We start from the raw sequence: 14472 nt of genomic DNA on the forward strand, positions 1-14472 counted from the left end.
TTCGTGGGTGGAACCAGCCAGTTCTGCTAATGCCTCCGGCTGCCGTCGCTCGGTACTACGCCTACAAGGCCGTGAACGCCGTCGAGCTCTACCGGCCGATCATGTATCTCTACTTCGCGAGCGCGGGGCTCTCCTTCTTCCAGATCACCGTCCTCGAAGCCGCCTACAACGTCACGACGGTGCTCGGGGAGGTCCCCACGGGCTACCTCGGTGACCGACTGGGGCGCCGGAACGGCCTCGTGCTCGGGACCACCATCATCGCGCTCACGCTCGCCGGGATCGGGTTCGTTGGACGGCTCGACGAGTCGCTCGCCTTCCCCGCCTTTCTCGCTCTCTACGTCTGCTGGTCGCTCGGGTACACGTTCCGCTCGGGCACCGAGGACGCCTGGCTCTACGACTCGCTCGTCGAGGACGGCGACTCCTTCTCGGAGCTGCGTGGCCGCGGCGAGTCGCTCGCGCTCGGTGCGGGCGTCGTCGCCGCCGTCGCCGGTGGCTACCTCGCCTCGGTCGATCTGGCCGTCCCGTTCTACGTCGCCGCGGCCGTGACGTTCGTCGGCGCGCTGATCCTGCTCACCGTCGACGACGACCGCGCCGACGCCGACAACCCGAGCGACGGGACCACCCTCTCGGTCAGCCTCGACGCCGTCAGGGTGGCGTTCTCTGACCGGCGGCTCCGGGCGTTCATCCTCCTCTACTACGTGCTGTTCTCGGCGGCGACGTACCTCGCGTTCATCTTCCTCCAGCCCCGCTTCGAGGCGGTCGTCGGCGGCTACGGGCTGGGCGACGTGGAGACGCTGCTTGGCTGGTACTACGCGATCATCAGCCTCACCGCGGCCGGCTTCACCTACCGGGCGGGGTGGATCCGCGAGCGGGTCGGCCTCCGCCTGTGGTTCCTCGGGGTCCCGGTCGGCGTCGGCCTCCTCCTCGTCGGTCAGTGGCTGCTCCCGGTGTCGGCGTTCCTCGCGTTCGTCCTCGTACGGGGGCTCTCGGAGGCGACACGAGTGTTCGCGGGCCAGTACGTCAACGACCGCATCGACGCCGTCGGGCGGGCGACGACCCTCAGCGCGATGTCGATGGTGAGCGGGCTGACGGTGATCCCGTTCCAACTCGGGAGCGGGCTGCTCTCCGACGCCGTCTCACCGGGGGGCGCGCTGGCGGCGGCCGGCGGGCTGTTAGCCGTCGGTGCTATCGCAGTCCACCTCGTCGTCGCGCCGGTGGCGACCGAAGCCACCGGCTAAGCGCTCGGGTCGGCGAAAACGGGAGGGGGTTACTCCAGCGGCGCGGAGACCGTCGACTCCTCGGCCGCGTCGAGCGCCTCGGAGACCGGCTGGTCCAGACACTCCGGACAGTGACGCAGGTCGATGTCTTCCAAGGCTTCTTCGGAGAAGTCCTCGAGGGGGATCCAATCCCGCGTGTTCTGGAGGTCGTCACATCCGGTTTCGTGCACCATTCCGAAGCGAAGGACAAGCACGATTCGCCGAACGAACTATCTCTATATAAGAATACTGCCGGGATTTCGCGGGACGATCACGACACCGCTCGGGTCGGTGACCTCACGGTCCACAAACGGCACACCGCTGTACGTCGAGGTCCGTCAACGACCCGTCCGGCAGGTCGTCGATGGCGACCCAATCACGCGTCGTCGACAGTTCCGGGCAGTCGTCCTCGTGGACGACGCCGAAGTGTAACACGAGCAATACCGGAGGGCAGGGCCGCATGCGGAAAAATCTGCCGGGGACCCCGACCCACGTGGTACTTTTTTGGCCGTATGTTACATTCTCTACTGGCAAATGGAGTCAGCGGACGGGAGCCAAGGTGGGGAGCCGGGTATCGAGCGGGCGTACGTTTCTGCGGATTCGGGCATCGCGGCCGGCGTCGACGGGGGGAGCACCGCCCCCGACCAGATCTACGTCGAGTTCAGCGACGCGGTCGTCGTCGAGGACGCCGACGGCCGGGCCGTCCCGGCGGACGGCTTCGCCCTCGACGGAACGATCGCGGGGATCGAAACGGTACAGCAGGCCGCCGTCGCCGGGAGTCCGGAGGGGATGGGCTCGCGCGTTCTCGTGCTCACGTTGTCGACGGGGATCGCCGCGAACGAACACCCGACGTTGAGCTACCGGCCGGAGTCCGGGAACGTCCGGACGCCGTCGGGGTCGGTGCCGGCGGCGTTCTCGGACCTCGACGTGGAACCGGGCTCCCCCCGGGTGCTCGACGTGTCGGTCCCGGGCGACCGCGGCGACGCCGTCCGGGTCCAGTTCGACCGGCCGGTCGTCACCCGAACCGAGGATGCGACCATGTTCTCGCTCACCGACGACAACGGGAACGACCTGCTGGACGGCGATATCGCCGTCCAGGGCCCGCGGGTGACGCTCCCGCTGACCCGGGATATCGTCGACATGCTGAGCAGCAGCGACGAGGCTGTGTCCCTCCAGTATCGGGAGGGTGGCAGCGACACCGAGCGAATGCACAACCTCGCGGGCGAGTCCGACACGCTCGTCCAGCGGTTCAGCCAGGAGATCACCTTCGAGGTCGCGCCGGGCGGCTTCGAAATCCTCGAAGCGAGCGTCCCGCGGAGCCGGAACGGTAGCGGGAACATCGACCGCACCCGGATCGAACTGTGGTTCGCGCCGTCGGTGACCGCCGACAGCGCTGCCGGCTACGAACTCCGGAACACGCTCGCGACGGTGACCGGAGCGGTGGACACCGACTCCGACAACCCCAACAGCCCGGACGTAACGCTCGACCTCGACAGCCCGATCGACCCGGAAGACGAGGGCGACGCGACGGTCCACTACGATCCGGAACGGGGCGACACTATCGCCGCCAGCAACGAGGCGCCGACGGAGCCGCTCTCGGCGTCGGTCGAAGCGCTCGCAGCGCCGCCCTCGGCGCTGAACGCCCGGCTCGGCCCCGACGGCGAGTCGATCTCGCTGTCGTTCGATCGCTCGGTGCGGAGCCAGTTCGGCGACGCGACCGGCTTCACCCTCTCGGGCGCCGGCGGCGTCTCGCTCTCCGGGGTCATCAGGGACTCGGACGACCTGAAGCTCAGCCTCACCGACCCTCTCGACCTCGACGACACCAGCAACACGGTGATGCTCTCCTACACCACGCAGGGCAACAACGGGCCGAAGTACAACATCGTCGGGGCTTCCGACGGCATGCCGGTGGACGCGTTCAAGCTGGCCGTCGACCGGTCGAACGACGCCCCCGAAGTCGAGCAGGTCCGGCTGCCACAGGACCAGCGCGACCGCGTGGTGGTCCGCTTCGACCGGCCCGTCGAAGCCGAGAACACGGTCGGCTTCTCCCTCGACGGGGCGGTCTCGCGGGTCGAGCGGCTGGCGAAAGTCGACGGGATGGACGACGAACTGGTACCACGAACGGTCGTGCTCGGCCTCCACGTCGACGTGTCGTCGGCGGCCGCGACGCTGAGCTACGACGCCGAGGAAGGTACCGTCGAGAGCCGGGACGGCGGCGCCCCGGCGAGCTTCGAGGCCGACGTCGAGATGCTCCCGCCGGCGCCGACGCTCGAACGCGCGGTCGCGCGAAGCGGCGAGGCAGCGATCCGCGTCGAGTACGACCGTGAGGTGATGCTGAACCGCGGCACCGCCGCCGGGTTCGACGTCAGCTACGAGCAGGACCGGGACGACCTTCCGCGACTAACCGGCGACGCGAGCGTCGAGGGCAGTACGGTCGTCCTCGGGATGGACGACCCGGTCGCCCTGATCGCGGAGCCGACCCTGCACTACGAGCCGGACGACGAGGGGGCCAACGTACTCGGGACCGAGGAGGGCGTGCGGGCGGAGGCGACCAGCGAGATGGTCGTCGAAGCCGAATCCGGCGGCGACGGCGGATATGACGACGGAACCGACGAGGCTGGGAACGGCGGATCCGCCGGCCCCGCCCCGACGCTCGTGGGCGCCGAGATTCCCGACGACGCACCCGACCGGGTCGTCTGTACGTTCGACACGGCCGTCGACGCCGACACCGGGACCCTAACCGTCGAGGGGGCCGACCTGACCATCGAGAGCGTCGTCGACACGGGTGGGGAGGCCGAACTCACGCTCGAACTCACCCGACCGGTCCCTGCCGGCGCCACCCTGAACGTCATCTACGAGTCGCCGTAGCGGAACCGCCCGGGGTGGGGAGAAGCCGGCGAACGCGGCAGGATGGACAAGCCTCTTCGCGGTCCGGGGAGAACGACCCGACGAGTGTCCCGTACTGCAGACGTTCTCCGGTTGCCGATCCTCTACATCGGGCTCGCCCTCGCCCGGTTCGGCGTCATCGACCGCGAGCGGGCGGTCGAGACGGCCGACCTCGCGTGGCCCCGGATCGTCACCGGTGTCGCCCGGATGTCGAAAAACGCCGCCGACGTGGCTATGGTCGGCGCCGTCCTCGGCGCCGACGCCATCTCCGGTGTCGGCGTCGCCGGCCCGTTCTGGGGGCTCGCGTTCGCCATCGGCGGCGGCGTCGCCGGCGGGACCATCGCGCTCGTCTCCCAACGCTACGGCGCCGAAGCCTACGGTGAACTGGGACTCGCCGTCCGCTCCAGCACGCTGCTGGTGGTCGTCGTCTCGCTGCCCGTGGTGGTCGTGTTCTGGTTCTTCCCGGTACAGTTGGTGAGCCTGATCAACAGCGACCCCCAACAGATCGAGTACGCCGCCCAGTACCTCAGAGTGGTTGGGCTGGGTATCCCCTTCGCTGGCCTGAACCTCGTCGGCAGCCGTGTCCTCGTCGGCGCCGACGACGCCTACACCGCCATGCAGGTCCGTGCCGGCGGTGCGTTCGTCAACATCGCGCTGAACGCCGTCTTCATCATCGGGCTCGGCTGGGGCGTCGCCGGCGCCGCGCTGGGGACCGTGCTCTCGAACATGTTCGCCGTCGCGGCGTTCGCGGTCGGCATCACCCGGGGGAGCGCGCCCGGCTTCGGCGACTTCCCGGTGGAGATCAACCCCGTCGGCACGTACGTCGACGGCGAGACGCTGGCGGACCTCGTCCGGATCGGCACTCCCGTGGGCGCGCGGAACCTGGTCTGGACCGTCGCGGAGTTCCCGATGCTCTACTTCCTCGGGTTCTACCGCGAGGGGACGCTGGCGGCGTTCGTCGTCGCCCGGCGTATCTGGGGGATCATGAACACGCCCGGCTGGGGCTTCGGCCTCGCGGCCTCCAGCCTCTCCGGACAGGCGCTCGGGCAGGGCAAGGAGGCGCTCGCGGAGGCCTACGGCCGGGACATCATCCGGTTCTCGACGGTCACCTACGCGGTGTCGGCGGTGATCACCGCGATCTTCGCGGTGCCACTGGTGGGGGTCTTCATCAACCCCGATTCGCCGCCGGCGACCGAACCCATCGCGATCAGCCTGATCTACGCGGCCTGTATCGCGATGCTGTTCCGCGGGATATCCGGCTCCTCGATCGGCCCGCTCGACGCCAGCGGCGACACCCGGGTCCCCTTCCTGAGCCAGCTACTGGGGATGTTCGGCGGCTCGATTCCGCTGGTCTACATCGGCTCGGTGACCCCGCTGGGCATCTGGGCGATCTACCTGGCGTTCATGGCCGAGACCATCGTCCCCGCGGCGATCAACTACTGGCGCTTCAACAGCGGGAAGTGGAAGGCGATCAGCCGCGAGATACGGCCCGAACAGGACGACGCGGGCGCCGTCGACTGACGGGTGCGCGACGCCAGAAGCCGACAGTCGGTGCGTGCGAACCCTTAACTCCCAGCCAGCCCCCGCGCCGGTATGTCCGAACTCCTGTTGCGCGGCGGCACCGTCCACACCCTCGACGACGAGCGGACGGTGACCGACGCCGTGCTGTTCCGCGACGGCCGGGTCGCCGCGCTCGGCGACGACGCGGGAGACGCCGCGGGCGACGCCGAGACCATCGACCTCGACGGCCGAACCGTCCTCCCGGGGTTCAACGACGCCCACACGCACGTCTTCTCGGTCGGTATCGGCCTGCTGGAGACCGACCTCTCGGCGGCCGACGACCGCGAGGAAGCGATCAGCCTGCTCGGCGAGAACGCCGCATCGACGCCCGCGGGAAAGTGGGTGCTCGGGTTCAGCTACGACGAGAGCACGTGGCCCGCCGGCGAGCGCGGCTACCTCACGAAATCGGAACTCGACGCCGTCTCGGAGGAGCACCCCGTCGTCGCCGTCCGCGTCGACGGCCACTCGGCGACGCTGAACAGCGCGGGGCTCGACGCGGTCGATTTCTCCGGCGTCGAACACGACGTACGGACCGAGAACGGCGAGCCGACGGGCCGGGTCGTCGAGGACGCCACCGGCCGCGTGCGGGCGGCCTCCTACCCCGACGTACCGAAAGCCCGCGACGCGCTCGACGCCGCCATCGACCACTACCACGAACTCGGCGTCACGTCGATCCAGACCGTCGCCGGCCTCACGCGGGTTCGGGACCACGGCTACGTCCAGCAGGAGGCGCTGTTCGCCCACTGGCGCGAGGACGCCCTCGACCTCCGGACGACGTTCTACGTCCCGCAGTGGCAGGCGAAGTCGCTCTCTGACCTCGAGATCGCCTCGGGGTTCGGCGACGAGATGCTCCGACTGGGCGGGCTCAAGACGTTCTCCGACGGCTCCATCGGCTCGGAGACGGCCAAGACCCACCGCGAGTTCGTCGGCGGCGGCCACGGGGAGATGGTCAACGACCGCGAACAGCTACGGGAGTGGTTCGCCCACGCGGCGCGCACGAACCAACAGATCGTCACCCACGCCATCGGCGGCGAGGCCATCGACGTCGTGATCGACGAGTACGAGCGCGCCCTCGAGGCGTACGAGGACGGCTTCGATCCGCGGCTCCGGATCGAACACGCCGAACTGGCCACCGACGAGGCCATCGAGCGCATGGCCGAGTCCGGTATCGTCGCCTCAATGCAGCCGAACTTCCTCCAGTGGAACGGGGAGGACGGCCTCTACGAGAACCGCCTCGGCAGCGAGGTCCGGTCCGAAAACAACCGCTACCGCGACGTGCTGGACGCCGGCGTCCCGCTGGCGTTCGGCAGCGACAAGATGCCGCCCGGACCGCTCTACGGGATGGGCTTCGCCGTCGGGTCGCCGTACGAGAGCCAGCGTCTCTCCGTCGACGAGGCGCTCGCGGCCTACACCCGCGACGCCGCCTACGCGGAGTTCCAGGAGGACGAGAAAGGCACCCTCGAACCGGGTCGCGTCGCCGACGCCGTCGTGCTCGACACCGACCCCTACGAGAACCCCGAGTCGTTCGACGACATCGGCGTCGACCTCACGATACTCGGCGGCGACGTGGTCTACGACGGGCGCTGACCGTGCAGGACCTCACTCACCCCGTCGAGAGCGGGATGCCCGTCTACCCCGGCGACCCCGAGGTGACCGTCGAGGCGGCCGACACGTTCGAGGCCGACGGCTGCCGGGTCAGCCACCTCTCCATCGGGAGCCACGCCGGCACCCACGTCGACGCGCCCGCCCACACCGAGGCCGAGGGGAACACGCTCGCGGACTACCCCGTCTCGGCGTTCGTCCGCGACGCGGCCGTCGTCGACTGTACGGACCTGGACGCGCGGGAGCCGATTCCTGCCGACCGAGTGCCGAGCGGGGAGCGCGCGGGCGACGCCGACTGCATCCTCTTCCGAACCGGCTGGGACCGCTACTGGGGGAGCGATCGGTACCGGGATCACCCCTACCTCTCGGTCGAGGCCGCCGAGCGCTGTGGGCAACGGAACCTGGCCGTCGGGATCGACGCGTTCAGCCCCGATCCGACGCCGCCGGCGGAGGGCTCGCTATCGATCGGCGACCGTGATCCGTTCGGCGCTCACCACGCGCTGCTGGGTGCCGGGGTCCTCGTCTTCGAGAACCTCGCGAACCTCGACAGTGTGCCCGAGCGCGTCGAACTCCGGGCGCAGCCGATCGCGTTCGGGGGTGACGGCGCCCCGGTCCGAGCAGTGGGTGTCGAAGCCGCGGCGGACCGGGAGTAGTACGAACGCCGAACGGGCGAAGCCTGTATCGGCGCGGCCGGCGTGAGAGGTGGCATGGACCGACGTGCGTTCCTCGCCGCGCTCGGAGTGGCGTCGACGACGGCCGTCGCGGGCTGTGCCTCCAGCGGCGTCGATACGGCCGCCCCCGGTTCCGGCGAAGGGACCCCGACGGGCGCTCCCTTCGAACACCCCGGTACCCTCGACGAGACGTTCGTCACGAACGGCGACTACCCCGACGACAGCGACCCCGCAGACGGTCTGCCGCCGGCGTTCCCCGATCCCCCGGACGCGCCGGGGATCGACACGGCCGCGCTGGCGACCCTCTCGGTGAACGACGAGACGGTACGGCTGCTCCCCATCGACGCCGCGCGAGCGTGGTACCTGCGAGGCTCGGCTCGGTTCGTCGACGCCCGCGGACTGACCCAGTACACGCGCTCACACCTCTACGGGAGCGTGCTGTCGAGCGCCCAGCAGGGGTCGACCGGTGGCGGAATCGACGGCTGGGGGACCGACGAACGGGTCGTCGCCTACTGTGGCTGCCCCCACCACCTCTCCTCCGTCCGCGCCGCCGGGCTGCAGAAAGCCGGCTTCACGGACGTGTACGTCATCGACGAGGGGTTCCGCGAGTGGGTCGACCGCGGCTACCCGATGGCGGGAACCGCGTTCGGCGACGGCGGTTCGGCGGCGGTCTCGGAGTGGCGCTTGGACGGCGAGGTCGACGCCGACTACGCTGGCGAGTACGCGTGGGCGTCCGTCGGCCGGCAGTACGAAGCCGCACCGATCGGCGACGACGGCGCGTTCTCGATCCACCTTCGGTTCTCCGGTGTCGACGCCGAAACGCCGGTCCGGGTCTCCACACCGGCGTTCACACGGACCGGCCCGTTGGGCGAGTTCGCGGATGGAACGATCCGCTGATCGCGCCCGCTGTGTCTCTTACTCCGTGCCCTCGAACGCGACGACGCGGCCGTCGCTGTAGATGACGTAGACCTCCGCCGCCCCGTCGTCGTCGGTATCGACGACCGACGGATAGGTGTAGATCGGAACGTTCCGCTCGTGGGTGCTCAGAACCGAGCCGTCCGTCGGATCGACGAGCGAGACCAGCCCGTCGTTGGTGACGGCAACCAGTTCCTCGCTGCCGTCGCCGTCCACGTCGCCCAGCGTCGGCGGCGGCGTCATCTGCACGTCGGCGCCGGTGAGCGTCGTGGTCCACTCGACGTCCCCGCTCGCCCCGTCGATGGCCCGGAGTTCCCCATCACGGGCGACGGCGTACACCTCCGCGGTCCCGTCCCCGTCACCGTCGCCGATGGCGTTGACCGCCGCGTAGCGGCCGAAATCGTGCTGCCAGCGGCGCTCGCCCGTTGCGGCGTCGAACAGGCCGACCTGCCCGCCGGCCGTCGCCGTGGCGAACACCGTCTCGTTTGCCACCGTGCCGGCGCTGCTCCACAGCACCCGGCCGACGTCCGTACGCTGCCACGCCACCGAGCCGTTCCCCTCGAAGGCCGTCAGCCTGCCGCCGTCGGTGGCGACGAGTAGTTCGGTCGCACCGTCGGCGTCGGCGTCGACCGCCGCGGGTTGCCCCCACGCGCGGTCGCCCAGCCGTTGGCGCCAGCGAAGCGACCCGTTCCGGTCGAAGACGGAGAGCGCGCCCCGAACGTCCACGACCGCTACCTCCGCGGCCGGCCCGCCGACGAGGTCGGCGACGACGGGCTTCGAGTAGCCGTAGCTCGTGAGAGCCCCGCGGAGTTCCTCCCGACCGGTGGCGGCGTCGAGTGCGACCACGTCGCCCTCGGTCGTCGCGCCGAGCACCTCCGTCTCGCCGTCGCCGTCGAAGTCGGCGAGCGCCGGCGTCGCGATGGAGTGGACGGTACAGTTCGGCGCCGGCACGCGGTAGCGCCAGTCGGCGCCGCCGGTCCCGGCGTCGAGCGCGACCAGCGCGCAGGCCGTCGTGTCGGCCCGGCCGCTGATCGGCGCGTACACCATGCCGCGGCCGTCGACGACGCCGGCGGCGGGGGCGTGGTGGTTGGCCTTCACATCGCGGCCCGTGTCGCTCACCCACGTGCGTTCGAGCGTCGGGCCGCCGCCCCCGGCCCCGAGCGCGAACGCGCCGGTGGCGCCGACGAGGACGAGCACGAGCGCCAACGTCGCCGCCGTCGCAGTACGCATTCAGTCTCGGTAGGTGCCTCGCGGGCAAAAAGGCGCCACTCCGCGCGCGGCGTTCGAGAGCCGCGCTACTCCGAGAGGAGGCTGTCGACGAGCCGCGTGAACCGGTCGAGGAAGCGGTCCGGGATCGACGGCGACACCGTCCGGAGCAGTTCGCGGGTCCGCTCCGGGTCGGTCAGTTCGACGGTGACGCGGTTGCGCAGGTCCCGCTCCTTGCGCGCGACGTCCTCGGCGACGAGTCGGTCGAGGTGCCACTCGAGCGTGCTCCGGGCGACCCCGAGTTCCTCGACCAACTCAGTCGGCGTCGCACCGTCGTTCTCGAGCAGGGAGCCGATGATGCCGCGGGCAGTCTCACGCCGGAACAGCGCGAGCAGTCGGCGCTCCCAGGGCTCGAACTCCCGCGTGAAGAAGTGCGTCTTGCCGTACACGTCCTCGCGGACGAGATCGCCGTCGTCGACGAGCTTCCGGGTGTGGTACTGCACCTGCCCGGACGCGAAGTCGAGGTCCCGGACGAGGGCGCTGAAGTGGACTCCGGGGTTGCGCTCGACGTGCAGGGCAATGCGCGTTCTCGTCTCGGACATCTGTTCGCTGAAGATTCGGTGGTCGACGGTACTAAACCCGACGGTTCCGGCGCCTACGCGTCGAGCGCGGCGACGCGCCCGTCGTTGTAGATGACCAGCGCCTCCGGGTCGCCGTCGCCGTCGAAGTCCACGAGGGGGACGAACGTGTTGATCTTCTCCTCCCGGCTGTAGCTGTCGATCAGCTCCCCGGTGGTCGGATCGAGGACGCTGACCGAGCCGGTGTTGCTCGGCGCGACCAACTCGAGCGAGCCGTCGCCGTTCAGGTCGCCCAGCGAGGGCGGCGGCATCGGCGCGACCGGTTCGAGCGTGAGCGTCGTCGTCCACTCGACGCTCCCGTTGCGGGCGTTCAGGCTCCGAACCTTCCCGTCCCGGGCGGCGACGTAGGCCTCCGGAACACCGTCGTCGTCGCCGTCGCCGACCGCGTAGACGCTCGTCCCGCGGGCGTCGAAGCCACGGCGCCACTGGGTCTCCCCGGTCCGACCGTCTATCGCGTAGACGTTCCCCGAGAAGCCGGCGGCGACGAGTTCGACAGCCGGGTCGTCGTCGATCTGTGCCGGGACGATCCAGCGGAGCGTGAGGGCGTCACTGAGGTTTCGCTGCCAGCGGGTCGACCCATCCCCGTTCAGCATGACGACCGACCCCCCGGTCTTCCCGACGGCCAACTCCGGGTCGCCGTCGGCGTCGAAGTCCTCGACTCGGGGCTGTCGGACCCGCGCGTCCCCGACATCGCGGTTCCAAACCCGGCTACCGTCGGGGCGGAACACCGAGACGCCGCCGAGCAGGTCGACGACGACCGTCTCGGGGGTCTCGTCGCCCGTGAGGTCGGCGACGACGGGCGTCGAGTAGCCGAAGGAGGTGAGGTTCCGGCGCAGTTCGACGCGGCCGTCGAGCGAGTAGGCGACGAACTCGCGGGCGCTCGTCGCCGCGAGGATTTCGGGCTCGCCGTCCCGGTCGTAGTCGGCGATCGTCGGGTCCGAGATCGAGTGGACGTTGCAGTCAGCCTCGGAGAGGGTGTCGGCCCACCGCTCCTCGCCGTCGCCGTCCAGGACGCTCATCCGACAGACCGTCCCCTGTCGGCTGTTGATGGGGACCGCGATGTAGGACTCGCCGTCGATGGCCACCGCCGCGGGCGAGTGGTGGTTCGACTCCAAGGCCTCGGGCAGGCTACTGATCCACCGTTCGGCGAGTTCCACCGGCTCCGCCGCGCCGGGACCGCTCGCCGCCGGGCCGTCGGTGAGGCCGTACGCACCGACGCCGGCGAAGACGAGCAACACAGCCACCAACAGGCCGATCGTTCGTGGACGCACGGCGGGAACTCGCCGGGCACGCGAAAAAAGCGGTCTGGTGCGTTCCTCGAACCACGAGCGGGTTTTTCACTGGGCGGGGGGTAGCTGATGACGTGTTCCGTCTCCGCCGTACGCGTGGCGCGACTGCAGTCGCCAGTGTCCTGCTGTTCGGCCTCCTCCCCGGAACCGCGAGCGCACACGCCCTCGGCGGCTCGCGGTTCGACTCGCCGCTCCCCCTGCCGCTGTTGTTGCTCGGCGCGGGCGCGACCGTCGGCCTGACGGCGCTCTGGCTGGGCCGGACCGACCGCGACACGCCGCCGGAACTCGATCGGGAACTGACGACGCTGCCCGCGCCGGCCGTCGACGCCGCGAAGCGGGTGGCCGCGGTCGGCTTCCTCGGCTGCGTGCTGGCGGCGCTCGCGGCCGGCGCCTTCGGCCCCCAGATCGCCGCGGAGAACCCCGCGACCGTGTTCACTTGGGCCGTCTGGTTCCGCGGGCTGGCGTTCGTCGCCATCGTCGCCGGAACCCCGTGGCCGGTGCTCTCGCCGTGGCGGACCATCGCCGGCGTGCTCGCCTGGATCGAGGGGGAGGAGCTCTCGGTGCTGTCGCCGCCGCGAGTCGGCGCGTGGCCGGCGACGGTCGGGTTCCTGCTCGTCTTCGGCGTCGTCGAGAACCTCACGAACGTCTCGCTCGTCCCGCGGCTTACAGCGACGCTGCTGGCCGCGTACGCCCTCTTGATGCTCTCGGGGGGCGTCCTCTTCGGCACGTCGTGGCTCGCCCGGAGCGACCCACTCGCGGCCTTCTACCGCCTCTTCGGCGCCGTCGCACCGCTCACGGTGGAGCGCCGGGGGGGCGCGTACGCGGTCTCGCTGCGCTACCCCTGGGAAGGGACGCTGCGGCCGGTCGCCGGCCCGGCGCTCGTCGCGCTCGCGGTGGCGATGGTGTACGTCGTGAGCTTCGACGGCTTCACCGACACGGCGGCGTTCCAGGGGCTCCTCTTCCGGGCGCGCAACGTCGTCGGTCTCGGCGACGCGACGGCGACCCTGCTGTTCCTCGTGGGCTTCGCCGGCTTCATCGGCCTGTTCGTCGTCGGCTGTGGACTCGCCGAGCGCCTCGGTGGCGCCCGCGCGGGGCTGCCGAGCGCCACGCGGGCGTTCGCGCCGACGTTACTTCCGATCGCGGCGGCCTACGAGATCGCACACAACTACCCCTACGTGCTTCGCAGTCTCGGCCAGTTGGTCGCGATCGCCCTCGAACCGGTCGCGCCGGGGATCGGGACCGTGCGGCCGCTCTCGTGGCTCCCGCTCCCGGTCTTCTGGGCGTCACAGGTCCTGCTGATCGTCGCCGGCCACGTCGTCGCCGTCGTCGCCGCGCACTTCGTCGCCGTCCGGCGCTACGGCTCGCTGTGGGCCGCACGCCGGGGGCACCTCCCGCTCGTGGTGCTGATGATCGGCTACACGGTGCTCTCGCTCTGGATCGTCTCGCGGCCGGTGATCGCGTGAGCGACCCAGTAACACTCGTGTCACCCGGTTACCTGAGGGTCAAGAACGGCTTAAGGGTCGCGCACGCGTACGGACGTTCGTGCGCGAGACCAACATAGCGCGGAACCGTACGACGCCGACGGCGAGCCGGCGCCAGTCCACGACCACCGACCTCGCGGGGGCAGGGTCGTGAGCGAAGTCGCCTCCGAGGCGGAGATGGCCGACCTCCCCCCGAGCGCGAAGCTGGTCCACCTGGTGTTACAGGAGAACGACCGGATGACCCAGAGTCAGGTCACCGACGAGACCCAACTGGCCGGTCGTACCGTCCGTGACGCGCTCGGCCGACTCGAGTCGGCCGGGCTGGTGACCGAAGAGATCTGCCTGAAGGACGCCCGCAAGCGCGTCTACACCGCGAACGGGCCCGAGCCCACCGAGGCCGACACGGCCGAGGCCGCCGAGGGCGCGGCCACCGGCGACTGACTCACTTCCGTCCAGCGATCGTCTCCATGCCGTCGGGGAACAGCTTCTCGATAGCGTCGTGTTCGATCGAGCCGAGCGACTCGCCGTTCAGCCGCGTGAGATGCGTCTCCACGACGCCCTCGCGACTCGCCTGCCGGTAGAGCGGGACGGCGTCGGCGGCGCGGTACGTTCCCGCAACGAGTAGGGCCGTCTCCGTCTCGGGGTCGAGCAGTTCGACGACGAAAAAGAGGTCCCCGCCGACCGATCGGCGGTAGGCGTCATAGCGCGGGAACGCCGCGCGCTCACAGGCCGCCGCCACCTCGTCGGCGAGGCTCTCGGGAACCACGTGGACGAACCCGGAGTAGCCCTGCTCTGCGTCCGCCGGGACCGGCGACGTGTCGACGGCGGGGACGACGGTGGCTTCCCAGCCGGCCTCGCGGCGCTGATCGGCGATCGATCGGGCGTCGTCGACGGCGGCCGCGGTTCCCTCCTTGCGCGTGCCGTGGTCGGCGTCTTCGTCCATGTCCGGACAGGAGGGGAGCGGGCGG

General features: G+C 70.4%; 14 protein-coding genes. 8 read left to right on the top strand and 6 right to left on the bottom strand.

What is annotated here, in order from left to right; translation table 11 throughout:
* Positions 1-29: 29 nt before the first annotated feature.
* Positions 30-1238, top strand: a complete 1209-nt coding sequence (locus NO998_RS08900) for an MFS transporter (protein WP_267646757.1) — start codon at positions 30-32, stop codon at positions 1236-1238.
* Positions 1239-1267: 29 nt separating this feature from the next.
* Here the strand turns inward: NO998_RS08900 and NO998_RS08905 are convergent, their stop codons facing one another.
* A complete protein-coding gene (locus tag NO998_RS08905; protein ID WP_267646758.1) occupies positions 1268-1450 on the bottom strand; it encodes a hypothetical protein in 183 nt (60 codons plus the stop codon).
* Between the two features lie 103 nt (positions 1451-1553).
* Positions 1554-1697, bottom strand: a complete 144-nt coding sequence (locus tag NO998_RS08910) for a hypothetical protein (protein ID WP_267646759.1) — start codon at positions 1695-1697, stop codon at positions 1554-1556.
* 93 nt (positions 1698-1790) lie between these two features.
* Between NO998_RS08910 and NO998_RS08915 the strand changes: the two genes are divergently transcribed.
* The 5 genes from NO998_RS08915 (at position 1791) to NO998_RS08935 (ending at position 8872) form a co-directional block, all read left to right on the top strand.
* Entirely contained in the window at positions 1791-4124 is a 2334-nt protein-coding gene (locus NO998_RS08915) for a hypothetical protein (protein WP_267646760.1), read from the top strand.
* A gap of 84 nt (positions 4125-4208) precedes the next feature.
* Positions 4209-5663, top strand: a complete 1455-nt coding sequence (locus NO998_RS08920; RefSeq protein WP_345781118.1) for an MATE family efflux transporter — start codon at positions 4209-4211, stop codon at positions 5661-5663.
* 72 nt (positions 5664-5735) lie between these two features.
* Entirely contained in the window at positions 5736-7289 is a 1554-nt protein-coding gene (locus tag NO998_RS08925; RefSeq protein WP_267646762.1) for an amidohydrolase, read from the top strand.
* Between the two features lie 2 nt (positions 7290-7291).
* Positions 7292-7957, top strand: a complete 666-nt coding sequence (locus NO998_RS08930) for a cyclase family protein (RefSeq protein WP_267646763.1) — start codon at positions 7292-7294, stop codon at positions 7955-7957.
* Between the two features lie 54 nt (positions 7958-8011).
* Positions 8012-8872, top strand: coding sequence for a rhodanese-like domain-containing protein (locus tag NO998_RS08935; RefSeq protein WP_267646764.1), 861 nt, complete (start codon positions 8012-8014; stop codon positions 8870-8872).
* A gap of 18 nt (positions 8873-8890) precedes the next feature.
* Here NO998_RS08935 and NO998_RS08940 read toward each other — a convergent pair whose 3' ends face one another.
* The 3 genes from NO998_RS08940 to NO998_RS08950 form a co-directional block, all read right to left on the bottom strand.
* Entirely contained in the window at positions 8891-10120 is a 1230-nt protein-coding gene (locus tag NO998_RS08940; protein WP_267646765.1) for an outer membrane protein assembly factor BamB family protein, read from the bottom strand.
* A 65-nt stretch (positions 10121-10185) separates the two neighbouring features.
* Positions 10186-10698 (bottom strand): winged helix-turn-helix transcriptional regulator, encoded by a 513-nt coding sequence (locus NO998_RS08945; protein WP_267646766.1) that lies wholly within the window; start codon positions 10696-10698, stop codon positions 10186-10188.
* 53 nt (positions 10699-10751) lie between these two features.
* Positions 10752-12005 carry an outer membrane protein assembly factor BamB family protein gene (locus NO998_RS08950; RefSeq protein WP_267646767.1) on the bottom strand — a complete coding sequence of 418 codons (1254 nt, stop codon included), beginning with the start codon at positions 12003-12005 and terminating at the stop codon, positions 10752-10754.
* Positions 12006-12097: 92 nt separating this feature from the next.
* Between NO998_RS08950 and NO998_RS08955 the strand changes: the two genes are divergently transcribed.
* Both NO998_RS08955 and NO998_RS08960 read left to right on the top strand, forming a co-directional pair.
* On the top strand, positions 12098-13486 hold the full coding sequence (locus NO998_RS08955) for a hypothetical protein (protein ID WP_267646768.1): 1389 nt from the start codon (positions 12098-12100) through the stop codon (positions 13484-13486).
* A 168-nt stretch (positions 13487-13654) separates the two neighbouring features.
* Positions 13655-13945, top strand: a complete 291-nt coding sequence (locus tag NO998_RS08960; RefSeq protein ID WP_267646769.1) for a helix-turn-helix transcriptional regulator — start codon at positions 13655-13657, stop codon at positions 13943-13945.
* Between the two features lies 1 nt (position 13946).
* Here the strand turns inward: NO998_RS08960 and NO998_RS08965 are convergent, their stop codons facing one another.
* Complete coding sequence (locus NO998_RS08965; RefSeq protein WP_267646770.1) at positions 13947-14447, bottom strand: DUF7529 family protein; 501 nt, start codon at positions 14445-14447, stop codon at positions 13947-13949.
* Between the last annotated feature and the right edge of the window lie 25 nt (positions 14448-14472).

The organism is Halolamina litorea (genome assembly GCF_026616205.1).
Lineage (GTDB): Archaea > Halobacteriota > Halobacteria > Halobacteriales > Haloferacaceae > Halolamina > Halolamina litorea.